Below are 15764 nucleotides of genomic sequence, written 5' to 3'. Positions count from 1 at the left end.
TGGTGTCACACGTCGTCCTCCTCGTCGCCCTCGGCCAGCTCGACCGGGTTCGTGGTGCACAGCGCGTGTTCCGCGTCCGAGGAGATCGACTCGAAACTTGTCCTGTTCACCCCGGAGATCAACAAGCCCTGGCCCCGGCGGGCTGACAACAGCAGACGCCGTTCGCCGCCGGTGAGCCCGAACGCCTCTCCGACCGCGTCGATGGCCTGCGGGGCCTGCCGTAGCAGCACCTGGGTGGCGGCGTTGGACACGACGGCCTGGCCGAGGTCGGTGCCGAGCACGTCGGCGGCGTCCTGGGTGATGACGGTCAGCCCGGCGTTGCGTTTGCGTGCCGCCTTCGACATGCGGAAGAGGAAGCGGGCGCCTTCGCCGTCGCGCATCAGCAGCCACGCTTCGTCGACCACGACGAGCCGCCGCTGCGACGGCTGTCGCGGTGTGTCGACGGTGCGCCAGATCGAGTCCAGAGCGAGCAGGGTGCCGACGGTGCGCAGCTCATCGGGTAGGTGCCGCAGCGACCATACGACCAAATGTCCGGTCGGCGTCTGGGTGGTGGGGGCGTCGAATAGGTCGGCGAAGCTGCCCTGCACCCAGGGGGCGAGCCGGGCGGCCAACGTCGCGGCGGCCGGGTCGTCGTCGGCGCGCAGCGTCTGCGCGAGGTCGCGCAGGAGCGGCGCCGGCCGGTGGTGGGTGGCCGGATCCGCAGTGATGCCGGCGGCGCGGTAGACGGCGAGGATGGCCCGGTCCAGGGCCGCCCGTTCGGCCGGTGGCGGCTGGTGGCCGAGCAGGACGCTGATGAGGGTGTGGAGGAACAGCCCGCGGCGGGTCAGTGTGTCGGGGCGGCGGTCGCCGACGGGCAGGTCGAGGGGGTTGATCTTCACGCCGGGTAGGCCCAACCGGACGACGCTGCCGCCGACGGCGTCGGTCAGGCGCAGGTACTCGTCCTCGGGGTCCACCACGGCGACCTGTACACCCTGGTAGAGGTTGCGCAGGATCTCCAGTTTCACGAAGTACGACTTCCCCGCCCCCGATCGGGCCAGGACGATCGAGTTGTGGTTCTCCTGCGCCCATCGGTCCCACCAGACGATGCCGGCGCTGGCCGGGTTGACCCCGTAGAGGACACCGCCGGTCGTCGGCGGGTCGCCGGGCAGCGGCGCGGGTAGGTCCGGGCTCGACAGCGGGAACGCGGCGGCGAGGGCCTGCGTGTCCATGGTGCGGAGCATCCGCAGCCCGTCGGTGGCCAGGGGCAGGGTGGTGGTCCAGCCGGCCAGTTGCCGCCAGGTCGCCGGCTGCACGTCCAGCAGGGTGGACGCGGCGGCGGCCCGGACCTGCGCGCATGCCTGCGCCAGTTCGGCCTCGGAGCGTGCGTGCACGGTTAGGTAGATGCCGACCCGGAACAGCTTCGCCGCACCGCGGGCGAGTCGTTCGGCCAGGTCACCGGCGTCCTCGGCGGCGGCGTCGACGTACGGGTCGGCCAGCTTGCCCCGTTCGGAGTCGGCCCGCCTCGACGACTCCAGGCGGGCCCGCTGGGTGCGCAGCCGGGCGGCGGCGATCGGCGCCGGCAGCGGCTCGATGTGCAGGGCGAGGTCCAGGCGGCCCGGCCAGGACAGCAGCGGCTCCAGCCAGGCGCCGCCGACCTCGGCCGGGTAGCCGGTCACCACGAGGGTGGCGGCGTACCCGTCGCCGACGCGCAGCCACCGTGGGGTGACCTCGACCGTGGCCGGCGCGACCGCCGACGCCAACGAGGCCGGCTGCGACTGCACCCCGTCGCCAGTGGCCCCTCTGTTCCTGATCATGATGTCTTCCTCTTCTTCTTCGTGGCGGCAGGGGATGGGGCGGCGGTGATGACGGCGTCGGGCGCGGCCAAGCCCCCCGGCCGCGGCGGCCGGTAGGGGTCGGCGGCGGATGCCAGAGCGGCGGTGACCGCCGGTCCGTCCAGCACCCGCGGGCTGACGCCGAGGCCGGACAGCGCCCGTGCCGTGTCATCGGCACGGCGCAGGGCCGCGTGGCCGGTTCGCTCGTCGGCGCCCGTGCGGTGGACGATCAGAACCTGGCGGCGCAGCGGATCCCGCCGGGAGGCGAGGTCGGCGAGGAACGCGGCGTGGTCGGCGCACGCCGCCCGCAGCTGCGGGTGCGGCTGGGCGTCCGCGGCCGCGGCGAGTGCCCGGCCGTGGGAGGCCAGGTCGACCGGCTGCGCGGACACGACGATCTGCGTGGGCGTCGACAGGCTGTTGAGCCACCTGCCCCAGCCCTCGATCAGGGCCGCCTGCTCGGCGGCGGTGCGCAGGGCGAGGTTCACCGTGGTGGTGCCGACGATCGCCGCCTCATTTGTGCCGAGGCTGATCTGCCCGTCGTCGTCGATGGCGTCGGCGGGCAGCCGCAACGGCGCCGGCAGCGGCACCCGCCCGCTCGTGGGCGTGTCGACCCAGTCCGGCGCCCCGGTATCCGCCGTGACGCTGGCGTTGGACAGCGAGCGGGGGGTGCGGGTGTGGCGGATCGCGTGCAGTAGCCACACGTCCATGGACAGGCCGTCGCGGCGGCCGAGCGCCAAGCCGATGACCAGCCCGCCGAGCACCACACCCGCGCCGATGAGGACCGGTGCCGGCACGACATCGTGCAGCGTGCGCCACGCGGCGTAGAAGAGCAGGGTGCCGGTGGCGACGATCGCCAGTTGGTGGAACGTCAGGCCGTAGGCGACCTTGTCGGGGGCGTCGACGTCGGCGGGCATCCGTGCCCTGGCCAGGTCACTGTCGGGTTCGGATCGGGTCATCGGATGGTCCTCCGGAGGGTGTTCAGGCCGGGGACGGCGCGGGTGAGTTGCTGGACCACGACGACGCGGACGGCCGCGCCGAGCATGTTCGCCGTGCCGCGTCCGCTCTGGCCCGCCCATCGGGCCATCAGGGTGGGGATCTTGACGGTGGTCCAGAGCAGAACCACAACAACCAGGAGATTCAGGGTGCCGCCGGGGTCGGCGGGCAGGCCGAACACCGGCAGCATGGCCGCCGGGTCGAGGAGCGCCTGCTCGCCTGCGGTGAGGAAGAACGCCTGGGCGATCGGGATCGCCAGGCATCCGGTGTAGGCGCGCCACCACAGCCGGGCGAAGCCGTCGGTCTGCGGCAGCGCGTGGCAGGCCAGCGCCAGCGGCGCGATGCTCGTCATCACCAGCAACGCCACGAACCGGCCGATCACCTGGAACGCGGTCGTCACGATCAGCGCGGTGATGATAAGGACCAGGACCAGGAACAACAGCGGAACGGCGTGGTCCTTCGCCGCCGTGAGGTGCGTCTGGATGGCGGTGAACGCACCGTCGCTGTCGGAGCCGCCCTCGCTGAAAGCCCCGGTCAAGGCGTTGGCCACGTCGATGAGCTGGGCGCAGGCCAGTTGGGAGAAGTGCGCGGCGGTGAACCCGACGACCAACCTCGGTAGGAGGTCCTTGACGGTGTACCGGGATTGTTCGCCGCCACCGGCGACCATGACGAGCACGCCGGCGGCGACGAACGCCAGGACGAAGACGGTGTCCACGATCCAGACCGACCGGCCGGTCAGGGCCTGCACCTGCGGCAGCGCGGTGACCTTCGGGGTGGTGAGCAGGATGCCGGTGATCAGGTCGAAGATCGCGGTGAGGCAGGCCAGGATCGCGGTGGTAAGCCAGTCGAGTGCCTGGTCGAGGATCCATCCCATGACGTCTCAGCCGCCGACGATGCCCTGGATGATCTGCAGCAGGATCGGCGCGAGGACCGCCAAGCCGTAGCCGATCAACGCGTTGCGCAGGGCGAGCTTGGCCTTCTCCACCTGCGACGGGTCACCACCGGCGGTGGCCCAGTACACGCCGGCCAGGACGAGGAAGAGGGTGGCGATCGCGGCGAGGATCCCCATGACCCAGGCCTGAAGGTTGGCGATCACCACCGGCAGCGAGTTCGCCGCCAGGTAGACGGCGCTACCGGGATCGGCGTACGCGGCGGCCGGGATGGTGATGGCCAGTCCCGTGCCGGACAGCGCAACGGTCACGCGAAGCGCGACACGAGCGGCCCGTCGGGTCGTACGGATGTGAGTGGGAGTGCGGGACATTGCGGTTCACCTCCCGCCGCGCCCCGGGACGCCGAACGGTGTGACCGGGGCGCGGCGATTGCTCGAAACGGTCCACAGGGGCCGCCGCCGGGCGTAGGTGAAGGAACGAACGACACCGCGAGCCTCGGGAGGAGCTCGTCCTCCCTTAGGGGTGGGTTGCGGTCATCAATGTGGTGTCAGCGCATCAACGTGGCGCGGCACCCGAGGCACGCAGGTCGTGTTTCCTCGTGTCGCCCGGCGGCGGGCGGGACCAACGAGCAGCGGTGCCGCTCGGGGAAGTCCCGCACCCCCAAACCGGGTCTTGTGACCTGTGGCGAACACTTGCCGCGCTCCCACGCCGCTCACAGCCCTCGGGGCGAAGACTCACAGCGCAGTTCAGGGCTGCTGAACTGCTCTTTCTCCGTGTTCCTGCTGCGGGCTGGGGGCTTTTCTCCGTCGACGCGCGTTCCGGCTGTCCGACAGTGGGTGCTGCCCGACGGTTTCTGTCAGGGCGGAGGCAGAAACGGCTGTGGCCCGACGTGGTGCACGTCGGGCCACAGCTGCTGCGCTCGGTGGTGCGGGAAACTGTCAGGCAGCCGCCGCAGCCGCTGCAGCCGGCGCCTGGCCGGATTCGCGGCGGGCAGCCGTGGCACGGCCTGCCCGTCGCTGACCGCGTTGTTCGGCTTGCCGCCGCAGTTCCGCGACGGTTTCCGGCGAGGCGACCCCGGTCAGCAGGCCGTCGGCGAGGGCTTCGGCGATGCGGCTGTCGATGCGCGACAGCCGCATGCGCAGGGCGTCCACGCTGATGCCGTTGGTGGCGGCGATGGGCTCGATAGCGCGGTGCCCGAGCCGGACGTCGATGTAGGCCTGCTCGTCTTCTGGGTCGAGGATCCCGAGGGTCACCGCCCGGCGGACCAGGAGGTCCGGATGTCCGTACGGCACCCGTGGGGTCCGGGGGCCGGCGGCGACGTGCTCGATGTCCTCCACCGGCAGGTACTCCTGCTGCTGCAGGCGTAGGTCCCGCCCGGCCCGCCACGCCGCCCGGCACAGACCCGCGTACGGCGCCGGTTTCGTCAGGTCCACCCGATCGCGTAGCGCGGTCAGGAAGCCGGTCAGGATCTCGGCGTCCACATCTGCCGGGTCACCGTGGTACCCCTGGCAGAGTCGGGCCGCGTACTGCTGCAGGGCCGGCATCGCCATGCCGGCCGCGGCGACGACCCAGTGCGGCCCGTCGAGGCGGGCGCGGCGGATCAGCTCCCGCCACACCTCGTCACGCGCCGTGTAGGCACGGGGGTGGCGCAGCAGCCAGTCCCGCAACGCGGGCAGCGGCATCACCCGCTGCGGCAGACCGGTGTCGGCGCCGAACGCCGCGCAGTCGAGCACCAGCGGCGCGGGTTCGCACGTCAGCGCGGCGAAGGCGGTCGCCGCGGCGTCAAGGGCGGAAGTGGGCCAGTCCGTAGCGTCGGACACGCTCATGTCAAAACTCCTGTGACAGCGAAGGGATTCGATGACCGCCGCCGACGTTGTCGCGGCGACCGGTGGCACCGATTCCGCCACACGAGCCTCACAAGCCTCTGACAGAGCTGCTCATACCCCCGATCACCGCCCAGCGCCCGGCTCCTGTCACAGGCACACCCCTGCCGGTGTTTATTGGATGTGATCGCTGATAGAACTTCTGACAAAGGCGGGCTGACCTGCCCTGTGACAGGTTGACAGAGCCCGTCAGGCACGCGTGCGACGACGCTGTCACCGGCTCACCTCGCAGCCCCGTGACACGACGCCGACGACACTCACAGCCTCGGAAACGGGAGCCTGTGACAGTCCGGTCCTGGTGTCACCGGTCGCCGTCGGCCGGCCCGCGCCAGCTCGTCGGCGGCACCTCCGACAGCGGCAGAAGCTCTGCCACCGTTGACACGGCCAACCTGTGACAGGGGCACCGAGCCGGTGAAACCGGGCCGGCCCGGTGACACTCACACCACTCTCACAGTGCTGGCCAACGCGGTGATCCACGCCGACGCCGCGGCGTCCCCACGGACCGAGACCGGCATCCCCTGCCTGTTCTGTCAGTAACGGACGGTAACTGACAGAGGGGGGTGGAGTTCACGCCCGCCCGTGGCAGCTTGGTGGCTGCCGCTGGTCGTCGCCACGCGAAGCCGGCTAGGAAAAGCCGACCGAACCGGGACGAGCCGCCACACGGTGAGCGCCTGTGAGCGGCGGTGAGTGCGGCAAGTGTTCGCCAGGGATCACAAACCCCGGTTTGGGGGTGTCAGCGCTTCACGGCGCGGCGCGGAGCCGACAGCACATGAGCGAGCACACGCCGCACCAGAACAACCAGGCCGACCACACCGAGCCGGCCGACCCCACACTCATCGACCTGATCGCCGGCGACCCGCCCGTGCCGATCACGGTCTGGCGCACGGCCCGCACCGACGCCGAACACCACACCAGCCTGCCCGCCCGTCTGGCCTACCGCCTCGTCGCCGCCTACAGCCGGCCCGGCGAGGCGGTCGTCGACCTCACCACCGACCACGCCCTGACCGCGACCTGCGCAAAGGGCGAGCGCGCGCACCACCGTGCCTGGTTCACCGACACCAGCTCCGGCCTGCTCATCGGCCCAGCCACCACCAGCCGGCCGGCGGCGACCGACACCAACCCGCTTCACCCGAACGCGCACGAGGACGGCGAGAACGACGACGTACCCGAGCTGATCGAGTGGTTCGGCGACGACCTCACCGACCCCGACCTGCCCGGCATCGGCCCCGACACCGCGGTCGTCCGGTCGGGCGACGACAGACCGCTGGACTCGGTCACCAGCCTGGTGGTCGCCTCTTGGCCGCTACACGAAACGGACACGACCGCCCGGGTCCGGCTCGCCTGGCTCCTCGCCGCCTGCGCGCGGCTGCTGCGCCCCGGCGGCTGTCTCGTGCTCGTCGTCGGTGTGCCCACCGGTACGCAGCCCACGCCCGAGGACTTCGGCCCCCTCGTCGCCGCCGCCTCCCGCGCGGGGCTCGGCTACCTGCAGCACATCGTCGCCGTCGAGGCCGACACCGACGGCGACCAGTTCGTCTACCACGTCATCACCGACGAGGAGCTGCTCACCATCGCCCACGCCAACCCCGACCAGTGGGCCGTCGCGCACCTGCGGGTGCACGCCGACCTACTGGTCTTCACCCCACGGCAGCCCAGCCCGGTCGCCGGGCAGCGACGTCGCCGCGACCGCGACGGTGGTGACCGCCGTGCCTGAACCCACCACCACGGGACACCCCGACCCCCACGAGCCGAACACCTTCAGCCCCGCCAGCGGGGACTACCCGGGGCGGCACCGCGAGTACGACGGCCGCCACCGCGCCGAACCCGACGACCTGTCGGTCTGGGCCACCGCCCAGTCCACCGGACCCGTCCAACGACGCGGCCGGCACGTGCCGCAGTCGGTCAAGCATCCCGCCCGGATGCTCCCGGCGATCGCCGCCCACGCCATCGCCGCCTACACCCAGCCCGGTGACCTGGTCCTCGACCCGATGTGCGGCATCGGCACCACCCTGGTCGAGGCCGTCCACGCCGGCCGCGACGCCTTCGGCATCGAGTACGAGCCACAGTGGTCGAACATCGCCGACGCCAACATCCGCCACGCCCACGACCACGGCGCCACCGGACGCGCGTCCGTCATCCGCGGCGACGCGACCCGACTGACGTCCCTGGTCCCGAAAGCCCTCACCGGCCAGGTAGCCCTCGTGGTCACCTCACCGCCGTACGGGCCCACGGTGCATGGCCTCGTGCGCCCCGGCGAGGACGGGGTCGTCAAGTACGACGACCGGTACAACGACGGCGAGGACCGAGGCAACCTCGCCTACCGCGACCTGACCGGCCTCACCGACGGATTCGCCCAGATCCTGCGCGGCTGCGCCACCCTGCTGCGCCCTGGCGGAGTCGTCGTCGTCACGGCCCGCCCATGGCGTAAGCAAGGCGAGCTGATCGACCTGCCCAGCGCCGTCATCGCCGCAGGCCGGCGAGCCGGCCTCGCACCGACCGAACGGTGCGTCGCCCTCCTCGCCGCCGTCCGCGACGACCACCTCGTCGCCCGACCGTCGTTCTTCCAACTCCAACAGGTCCGCAAGGCCAGGGCCGCCGGGATGCCGATGCACCTCATCGCGCACGAAGACGTCCTGATCTTCACCAAACGCCCATCACCGCGAGGCGGAACCGGGGTGGTCGCGTGAGCGCACCCACCCAACGCTACCTATCGCTGGGCGCGGGCGTGCAGAGCACCACGCTCCTGCTGCTCGCCGCCCAGGGCACGATCCCCGGTTTCGACGCGGCGATCTTCGCCGACACGACCTGGGAACCGGCCGCGGTCTACCGCCATCTGGACCGGTTGACCGGCATCGCCCAGGCAGCCGGCATCGAGGTCGTGCGCGTCAGCACCGGAGACATCCGGGCTGACGCGCTCGACCCGGAGCACCGCTTCGCGTCCATGCCCCTGTTCACGCTCGGGCCGAACGGTGAACGGGGCATGGCCCGCCGGCAGTGCACATCCGAATACAAGATCAAACCCATCAAGGCAGAGGTACGGCGCCGCCTCGGCTACCCGCACCCCACGCGGGTCCCGGCCGGACTACGTGCGCGGATGGCGATCGGGATCAGCCTGGACGAGATCGGCCGCGCCCGCGACTCCGACGTCGCCTACACCCGCAACATCTTTCCCTTGCTCGACCTGGGCTGGCGGCGAACCGACTGTCTCCGATACCTGGCCGACCACGGACTCGGCGACACCCCGAAGTCGTCCTGCGTGGGCTGCCCGTTCCACGACGACGGCTTCTGGGCCGACCTGCGAGCGAACAGCCCGACGGAGTGGGCCGACGCCGTCGCCTTCGACCACGCGATCCGCCACGGCTCCGCGAAGGCCAACGCCGACGGGCACCCACTACGCGGGCAGTTCTTCCTCCACAGGGCCCGGGTGCCGCTCGACGAGGTGGTGCTGCGCCCACGCCCAGGGCCGGCGGATTCTCCTGGCTGTGGGCCGTGGACCTGCCCGCACAACGCGGCGGCACCTGCGGCCGCGGGGCGTGGGGAGGTGGCGTGAACGGTGAAGCCACCGCGGCACCACGAGTCGGTTCCCTGTGCAGCGGGTACGGCGGGCTCGACCTTGCCGTCGAGCTGGTGCTCGGCGGCCGGCTCGCCTGGTACGCCGAGACCGACCGACACGCCGCCACCGTGCTCGCTCATCACTGGCCCGGCATCCCGAACCTCGGCGATATCCGCACCGTCGACTGGGCCCAGGTCGAACCCGTCGACATCCTCACCGCCGGATTTCCTTGCCAGGACATCAGCAACGCCGGCAAACGCGTCGGTATCACCGGGGAGCACTCCAGCGTCTGGAACCACGTCGCCACAGCCGTTCGCGTCCTACGACCGCACCTGCTGTTCGTGGAGAACGTCGCCGCCCTCCTACGGAGAGGACTCGACGTCGTCCACGCCGACCTGGCCGAGATCGGGTACGACACGAGCTGGCTATGCCTACGCGCATCCGACATCGGCGCCGCCCACCAACGGGACAGGCTGTTCCTGCTGGCCACCCCCACCCACCACCGGGGAGGGGGTGCGGACGTTGCCGACACCCTGCGCCCGTGATGGCAAGGGCCCCGGCCACCAGTACGGGCTGCCCGACCTGGTCGAGCCGACCGGCACCCGCCATCACCTGCTGCCGACACCGACCGCGGTGACATACGGGTCGAACAAGTCCCCCTCGGCCGGGGCGGCCCGCCGTCCCAGTCTCGCCGGTATCGCCGGGCAGTTGCTGCCCACGCCCACCGCGGGAGGCGGCACCGGCTACATGAGCGGCACCCACCGTGACACCTGGCGACCGACCCTGGAATCCGCGGTCCGCGGCTACCGGCCGCAGCGCGGCGGGAAGCCGACGACTCCGCCGCTGCTGCCCACCCCGCGCGCCAGCGACACCGGCACCCCCGGCCGGCGCGCCGGCGCCGGATGGAGTCCACCGCTGTCACAGGTGCTGCTACCCACCCCGAAGGCAACCAACGGCACCAAGGGCTGCCCGGGGCAACGCGGCTCACACGGGGACCTCACCCTGCCGTCGGCAGCGGTGCGGGTACCGGCCCGGACCTTGCCCACCCCGCGCGCCTCCGACGCGCGGGGACCTGGCCGGCACGGCGACGGCGGCGCGGACCTGCGCACCACCGTCGCCGGGTTGGGGCAGCCCGACGCCGACCGGTGGGGCGTCTATGCCGAAGCGGTAGCGCGGTGGGAGCTAATGCTCGGCCGGCCGGTGCCGGAGCCGACCCAGCCCGGGCGGCACGGCAAACCGGTCCTGGCGCCGCCGTTCGTGGAGTGGCTCATGGGCCTTGACCAACAGTGGGTCACCGACCCGGTGCTCGCGTTGCCGCGTACCGGCGCGCTACGGGTCCTCGGCAACGGCGTCGTCCCGCAACAGGCAGCCACCGCGTTGCGGATGCTGCTGTGCCCGCACCGGTGGGCGGTGCCAACATGACCGATCCCACCTTGCTGGACGCCTACCGGTACCGGAAGGCCGGCCCGGTCGAGTTGTATCTCGGCGACGCCCGGCAGGTGCTCGCCGCGATGCCCGACGGCAGCGTCGACACCATCGTGACCAGCCCGCCGTTCTGGTCGCTGCGGGACTACGGCACCGGTGCGTGGCACGGCGGCACCCCCGCCTGCCCGCACCCGATACCCGCCGGGCAACGCCGCGACGGCACGTCGTGCGGCCGGTGCGGGGCGACGTGGGGCGACCTGCAGTACGGGCTGGAGCCCACGGTGAACGAGTACGTCGATCGCCTGGTGCGCGTGTTCGACGAGGCGCTGCGGGTCCTTCAACCCACAGGGACGCTGTGGCTGAACCTCGGCGACAGCTACACCGGCGGGACCCGTCGCGCCTACGACACCGGCGGCGGGACCACCGGAACATCAGGGCGGTCCGCGCCGTTGCCGGCGAAGAACCTGATCGGCGTGCCCTGGCGGACCGCGTTCGCACTGCAGGCGCGCGGCTGGTGGCTGCGCAACGCGGTCATCTGGTCGAAGACCAACCCGATGCCCGAGTCCGTGACCGACCGGCTGAGCACCGGCTACGAACTGCTATTCCTGCTTACCAGGTCCCATTCCTACTACTTCGACCTCGATCCGATCCGGATTCCGCTCGTCCGGCCGGAGGCCGCCGACGGGACCCGGATCATCGGCGGGGCACGCAAGGGCCGCACCGGCGGGATCGGCGCGACCGCCCGCCGCCGCGGCGCCACCGCTTACGGCGCTGGTAAGTACGGTGCCGAGGAGGTCCGGGTCGAGCCTCGGGCAGGGCGGGGCAACCTCGTCCCGCTCGGGCACGCCCACACCGCCGCCCATCCGAAGGGACGCAACCCGGGGGATGTGTGGCGGATCGCGACCCGCCCCTACCGGGGGTCGCACGTGGCCCCCTTTCCGATCGACCTGCCGCTACGGGCGATCGCGGCCGGCTGCCCACCCGGCGGCGTCGTTCTGGACCCGTTCTCCGGTGCCGGGACGACCGGGCTCGCCGCGCTGCAGCTCGGCCGCCGCTACGTGGGGGTCGACATCAGCGCCGCGTTCCACGACGAGGCGATGGCCCGGCTCGTCCCGTACCTGCCCGACGACCTGTCGAACGAGGAGAGCGGGTGAGCCTACGGACGGTGCCGGTCACGTTCGCCGAGGCCTGCGGCTTCGTCGCGGACTGGCACCGCCATCATCGGCCGCCGCAGGGGCACAAGTTCAGCGTCGGCGTGGCCCGCGACGACGTCCTGGTCGGCGTCGCCGTCGTCGGGCGTCCCGTCGCGCGCAGACTCGACGACGGGATGACCCTCGAGGTCACCAGAGTGGCCACGGACGGAACTCGCAACGCCTGCTCCCTGCTCTACGGGGCGGCGTGGAAAGCCGCCCGGGCGTTGGGCTACCGGCGTCTGGTCACCTACACCGAGGACGGGGAGAGTGGGGCCAGCCTGCGGGCGGCCGGGTGGCGCGTGGTCGCCTCCCGGCCGGCGCAGCCGGGCTGGTCACGACCGAGCCGCCCCCGCGTCGACCACGGCACCGCCGAGATAGGCCGGCGTCGGTGGGAGCCAACCGGCTGACCACCACCAGCAAAACCCCACCATCCCGAGAGCCCGCCACCACCACGGTGGCGGGCTCTCTCCCTCTTTGCACGAAGGACCAAATCCCATGGACAGCAAGAAGGCCAGCACTCCCCCAGAGAATCCGCCGGTGTGGACCGTTGAGGGCATCCGGGCACTCGGAGCGGTCACGGACGTCGCAACCGTCGGCGAGATCTTCGGCATGTCCCGCAGCAGCGCCTACGAGCTGGCGCGCCGCGACCGCCTGCCGGTGCCGGTGTTGCGGGTCGGATCCCGCTACCGGGTCTCCGTCGCCGCGATCCTGGCAGTCCTCGGCGTCCCTAGCGACCCTCCGCCCGCGACTTGATCACCAGGCCGAAACGAGCGGTGATCACCACGCAACGGACACCCGACAATCCGATGCTCGCCAGAGGGCGGCGTCGGCGAGGAGCGAACACGTCATGGCAGACGGATCCATCACCAAGCGCTGCGGTTGCCGACAGAACGGCAGACGCCTCGGCGCGCAGTGCCCCAAACTCCGCCGCGGCAACGGGTGGAACCCCCACCACGGCACCTGGCGCTACCAACTCGAACTCCCCCTCGACGCCGACAACGGGCGGCGGCAGATGCGCCGCACCGGGTTCGACACCCGCGAGGCCGCCGCCGCCGAACGCGACCACGCCCGCGCGCTGCTCGATCTCGCCGGCCGCGACGAGATCCAGCGTCGGCGGATCGCCGACCTGCTGCAGGCGTGCAAACCCCACCAGCCGCTGCCGGACCGCGACCACGTCGCCCGCCGCATCCGCGCCGACGTGCCCGCAGACACCCGGCTCACCCTCGGCGAGTACCTCGCCGAATGGATCACCAACCGGGTCAGGCTGGCACCCGCGACCCGCCGCAGCTACCACGACCACATCACCAAGTACTGGACCCCCCACCTGGGGCAGGTGGCGCTGCAGGAACTCACCGCCGCGCACATCGAGTCGGTCTTCGCCACGATCGAAGCCCGCAACGACGAGATCCGCGCCGCGAAAGCCAGCCCCGTGAAGGAGGTCCGCGACGCCGTCAAGGGAATCCGCACGGTCGGCGACGCCAGCCAGCAACGGATCCTCGCGACCCTCCGCAAGGCACTCAACGACGCCCGCCGCCTCTACCACCACAAGTTGGTGGACCACAATCCCGCCGAGTCGGTCGAGCTGGCCTCGGGCAGGCCGCCGAGACCCCGGCTGTGGACCGACGCGGCGGTCAACCGGTGGTACCGCACGCGGCAGCGGCCCAGCCCGGTCATGGTCTGGACGCCCGTCCAGGCGGGCCAGTTCCTCGACTTCGCCGAGGCCGAGGACCCCGAGTTGTACGCCCTGTTCGACGTGGCGATCCACCGCGGCCCTCGAAGAGGCGAGCTGTGCGGTCTGCACGACTACGACGTCGACTTGGAGGCGGCCGCGATCACCATCACCGGCCAGCGCACCAGCGTCGGCTACCAGGTCATCGAGAAAGGGGTGAAGTCGGCGGCCGGGGACAGGATCGTCGACCTCGGCGACGAGACCGTCACGAGTCTGCGCAGGTACGTGCTTCGCCGGGCGGCGTGGAAGGTCGTCGCCGGCGACGCCTGGGCCGACAGCGACATCTTCTTCGTCCGCAAGCGCGACGGCCAACCATGGCACCCGGAGACGGTCACCGGCCGATTCGACCGGCTCGTCGAACGCAGCGGCCTGCCGCCGGTACGGTTCCACGACCTCCGGCACATCGCCGCGACCCTGATGCTCGCCGCCGGAGCCAGCATCAAGGAGATCCAGGACACCCTCGGCCACTCGTCCTACAAGATGACCGCCGACATCTACACCTCCGTCCTCGCGGAGCTGAAGAAGACGACCGCCGAGGCCACGATCAAGCTCGTCCCTCGCAGAAACCGACCGAAGGCTGCGTAACGCCCCGTGGGCCGCGCCATCGCTGGCCGGCACCTCAACCACTTGGGGTCGTCGGCCAGCGATGGCGTCGAGACGTCCGACGTGGGTCCACCTGGGCTTCAGGCCACCGGGCACGCGGGCACCTGGGGTGCCCGGCGCGACCTGCGTTGGTCGGTAGTGTCGCCCCGCCGGATCAGCTGATGGCGCTGGGGCGGTCGCGTAGCCGTACGTCTTCCCTGTTCTGCAGGTAGCTCTGGTGGGAGACCTCGACAAGGGTCGCCGTCTGGTGGAATTGCGGCAGGGTGGTCGAGCCGCAGCTGATCATCGTTGAGGTGATCTTGGTGAGGGTGACGGAGACGTTGTCGTAGAGGCTGCCGGCGTAGGGGACGTATCCGTCGACGCCCTCTTCGAAGACGAGGGCCTTGCCCTGTCCGTAGCGGGCGGCGTTGCGGGCGCGCTGGCTGCCTTCGCCCCAGTATTCCTTGAACAGTTGCCCGTCGACCTTGACCAGGGGTGACGGGCTTTCGTCGTAGCGGGCGAAGTAGCGCCCGAGCATGAGGAAGTCGGCGCCGAAGGCCAGGGCGATGGCCATGTGGGAGTCGTGCAGGACGCCGCCGTCGGAGCAGAGCGGCACGTACTGGCCGGTCTCGCGGGCGTAGGCGTCGCGTTCGCGGACGACGTCGGCGAGGGCGGACGCCTGGCCGCGGCCGATGCCCTTCTGGTCGCGGGTGATACAGATCGAGCCGCCTCCGATGCCGACCTTGACGAAGTCGGCGCCGGCGTCGGCGAGGTAGCGGAAGCCGCGTCCGTCGACGACGTTGCCGGCCCCGATGCGGACCGTGTCGCCGTACTGCTCGCGGACGAACTGGAGCACGGTGCTCTGCCAGGTCGAGTAGCCGTCGGAGGAGTCCAGGCACAGGACGTCGGCTCCGGCGGCGACCAGGGCCGGGATCCGTTCGCGGTAGTCGTGGGTGTTGACCCCGGCACCGACCATGAACCGCTTGTCCTGGTCGATGCTCTCCTTGCGGAACTGCTTGTGGAGCTCGTAGTCGCGGCGGAGCACGATCGAGGTGAGGCGGCCGTCCTCGTCGACGATCGGCAGGACGTCTTGGCGGGCGTCCCAGATCAGGGTGTTCGCGTCGGACAGCGAGATGCCGGTGGGTGCGGTGGCGAGGCCCGCAGCGGGGCGCATCCGGGTCTCAACGCTGTCGCCGAGGTCGTGGCGGTGCACGTTGAAGTCGCTGGTGGAGATCAGACCGAGGAACATGCCGCCGGGGCTTCCGTCGTCGGTCACGACCGCGACATCGCGTTCGGCGGCGGCCAGCAGGTCGCCGACCTCACCGAGGGTGGCGGACGGTTTGATGTTGATGTCGCTGTGCCGGAAGCCGGCCTTGTGCCTTTTGACCGCGGCCACCATCTCGGCCTGTGCGGCGATCGGCTGGTTCTGGTGGATGAACGCCAGCCCTCCGCACTGGGCCAGGGCGATGGCGAGCCGCGGTGAGGACACCGCCCCCATGATCGCGCTGACCATCGGGACGGCGATCCGCAGCGCCGAGGGCTCCCCGACCCGGTGGCGCACCACGGGGGCGGACAGATCCACGCGGTCCGGCGTGCACGCCTCGTCGGTGAGGTTGGGCAGGAGCAGGTATTCACCGAAGGTGCGGGAGATCTCGGGCAGGATCCGCACTGCTGTTACTCCTTGAAGAATGGGATGCCGCACAGCGTG

At 71.4% G+C, this 15764-nt stretch carries 15 protein-coding genes; 9 read left to right on the top strand and 6 right to left on the bottom strand.

All coding sequences use genetic code 11. The annotated features are described in order from the left end of the window. Positions 1-5 precede the first annotated feature (5 nt). The 5 genes from ACIG87_RS26330 to ACIG87_RS26310 all read right to left on the bottom strand — a co-directional run bounded on the left by ACIG87_RS26330 (position 6) and on the right by ACIG87_RS26310 (position 5520). Entirely contained in the window at positions 6-1793 is a 1788-nt protein-coding gene (locus ACIG87_RS26330) for a VirB4 family type IV secretion system protein (RefSeq protein WP_396854056.1), read from the bottom strand. Beyond that, complete coding sequence (locus ACIG87_RS26325) at positions 1790-2725, bottom strand: PrgI family protein (RefSeq protein ID WP_396854165.1); 936 nt, start codon at positions 2723-2725, stop codon at positions 1790-1792. Before ACIG87_RS26325 ends, ACIG87_RS26330 begins: the two co-directional genes overlap by 4 nt. A gap of 38 nt (positions 2726-2763) precedes the next feature. Further along, complete coding sequence (locus tag ACIG87_RS26320; RefSeq protein WP_396854055.1) at positions 2764-3678, bottom strand: hypothetical protein; 915 nt, start codon at positions 3676-3678, stop codon at positions 2764-2766. A gap of 6 nt (positions 3679-3684) precedes the next feature. Next, positions 3685-4065, bottom strand: coding sequence for a pilin (locus ACIG87_RS26315; RefSeq protein ID WP_396854053.1), 381 nt, complete (start codon positions 4063-4065; stop codon positions 3685-3687). 567 nt (positions 4066-4632) lie between these two features. Continuing rightward, positions 4633-5520 carry a hypothetical protein gene (locus ACIG87_RS26310; RefSeq protein ID WP_396854052.1) on the bottom strand — a complete coding sequence of 296 codons (888 nt, stop codon included), beginning with the start codon at positions 5518-5520 and terminating at the stop codon, positions 4633-4635. An 826-nt stretch (positions 5521-6346) separates the two neighbouring features. Here ACIG87_RS26310 and ACIG87_RS26305 point away from each other — a divergent pair. The 9 genes from ACIG87_RS26305 (at position 6347) to ACIG87_RS26265 (ending at position 14059) form a co-directional block, all read left to right on the top strand. Then, positions 6347-7288, top strand: coding sequence for a hypothetical protein (locus ACIG87_RS26305; protein WP_396854050.1), 942 nt, complete (start codon positions 6347-6349; stop codon positions 7286-7288). After that, positions 7272-8261 (top strand): TRM11 family SAM-dependent methyltransferase, encoded by a 990-nt coding sequence (locus ACIG87_RS26300; protein WP_396854048.1) that lies wholly within the window; start codon positions 7272-7274, stop codon positions 8259-8261. The genes ACIG87_RS26305 and ACIG87_RS26300 overlap by 17 nt, the downstream gene beginning before the upstream one ends. Next, positions 8258-9124, top strand: a complete 867-nt coding sequence (locus ACIG87_RS26295) for a hypothetical protein (protein WP_396854046.1) — start codon at positions 8258-8260, stop codon at positions 9122-9124. The genes ACIG87_RS26300 and ACIG87_RS26295 overlap by 4 nt, the downstream gene beginning before the upstream one ends. Beyond that, positions 9121-9672, top strand: a complete 552-nt coding sequence (locus tag ACIG87_RS26290) for a DNA cytosine methyltransferase (protein WP_396854045.1) — start codon at positions 9121-9123, stop codon at positions 9670-9672. Before ACIG87_RS26295 ends, ACIG87_RS26290 begins: the two co-directional genes overlap by 4 nt. Further along, positions 9641-10549: a hypothetical protein gene (locus ACIG87_RS26285; protein WP_396854043.1), complete on the top strand. Its 909-nt coding sequence runs from the start codon at positions 9641-9643 to the stop codon at positions 10547-10549. Before ACIG87_RS26290 ends, ACIG87_RS26285 begins: the two co-directional genes overlap by 32 nt. Next, complete coding sequence (locus tag ACIG87_RS26280; protein ID WP_396854041.1) at positions 10546-11706, top strand: DNA-methyltransferase; 1161 nt, start codon at positions 10546-10548, stop codon at positions 11704-11706. The genes ACIG87_RS26285 and ACIG87_RS26280 overlap by 4 nt, the downstream gene beginning before the upstream one ends. Next, complete coding sequence (locus ACIG87_RS26275) at positions 11703-12152, top strand: XF1762 family protein (protein ID WP_396854040.1); 450 nt, start codon at positions 11703-11705, stop codon at positions 12150-12152. The genes ACIG87_RS26280 and ACIG87_RS26275 overlap by 4 nt, the downstream gene beginning before the upstream one ends. 88 nt (positions 12153-12240) lie before the next feature. Next, positions 12241-12498, top strand: coding sequence for a helix-turn-helix domain-containing protein (locus tag ACIG87_RS26270; RefSeq protein ID WP_091250946.1), 258 nt, complete (start codon positions 12241-12243; stop codon positions 12496-12498). A gap of 94 nt (positions 12499-12592) precedes the next feature. Continuing rightward, entirely contained in the window at positions 12593-14059 is a 1467-nt protein-coding gene (locus tag ACIG87_RS26265) for a tyrosine-type recombinase/integrase (protein ID WP_396854038.1), read from the top strand. A gap of 172 nt (positions 14060-14231) precedes the next feature. Here ACIG87_RS26265 and ACIG87_RS26260 read toward each other — a convergent pair whose 3' ends face one another. Continuing rightward, complete coding sequence (locus ACIG87_RS26260; RefSeq protein WP_396854037.1) at positions 14232-15725, bottom strand: IMP dehydrogenase; 1494 nt, start codon at positions 15723-15725, stop codon at positions 14232-14234. Positions 15726-15764 lie beyond the last annotated feature (39 nt).

This window comes from Micromonospora sp. NPDC051925 (genome assembly GCF_044548625.1).
GTDB lineage: Bacteria > Actinomycetota > Actinomycetes > Mycobacteriales > Micromonosporaceae > Micromonospora.
Note: the sequence above shows the minus strand (reverse complement) of the source record. Positions and strands in the feature narration are given on the sequence as shown.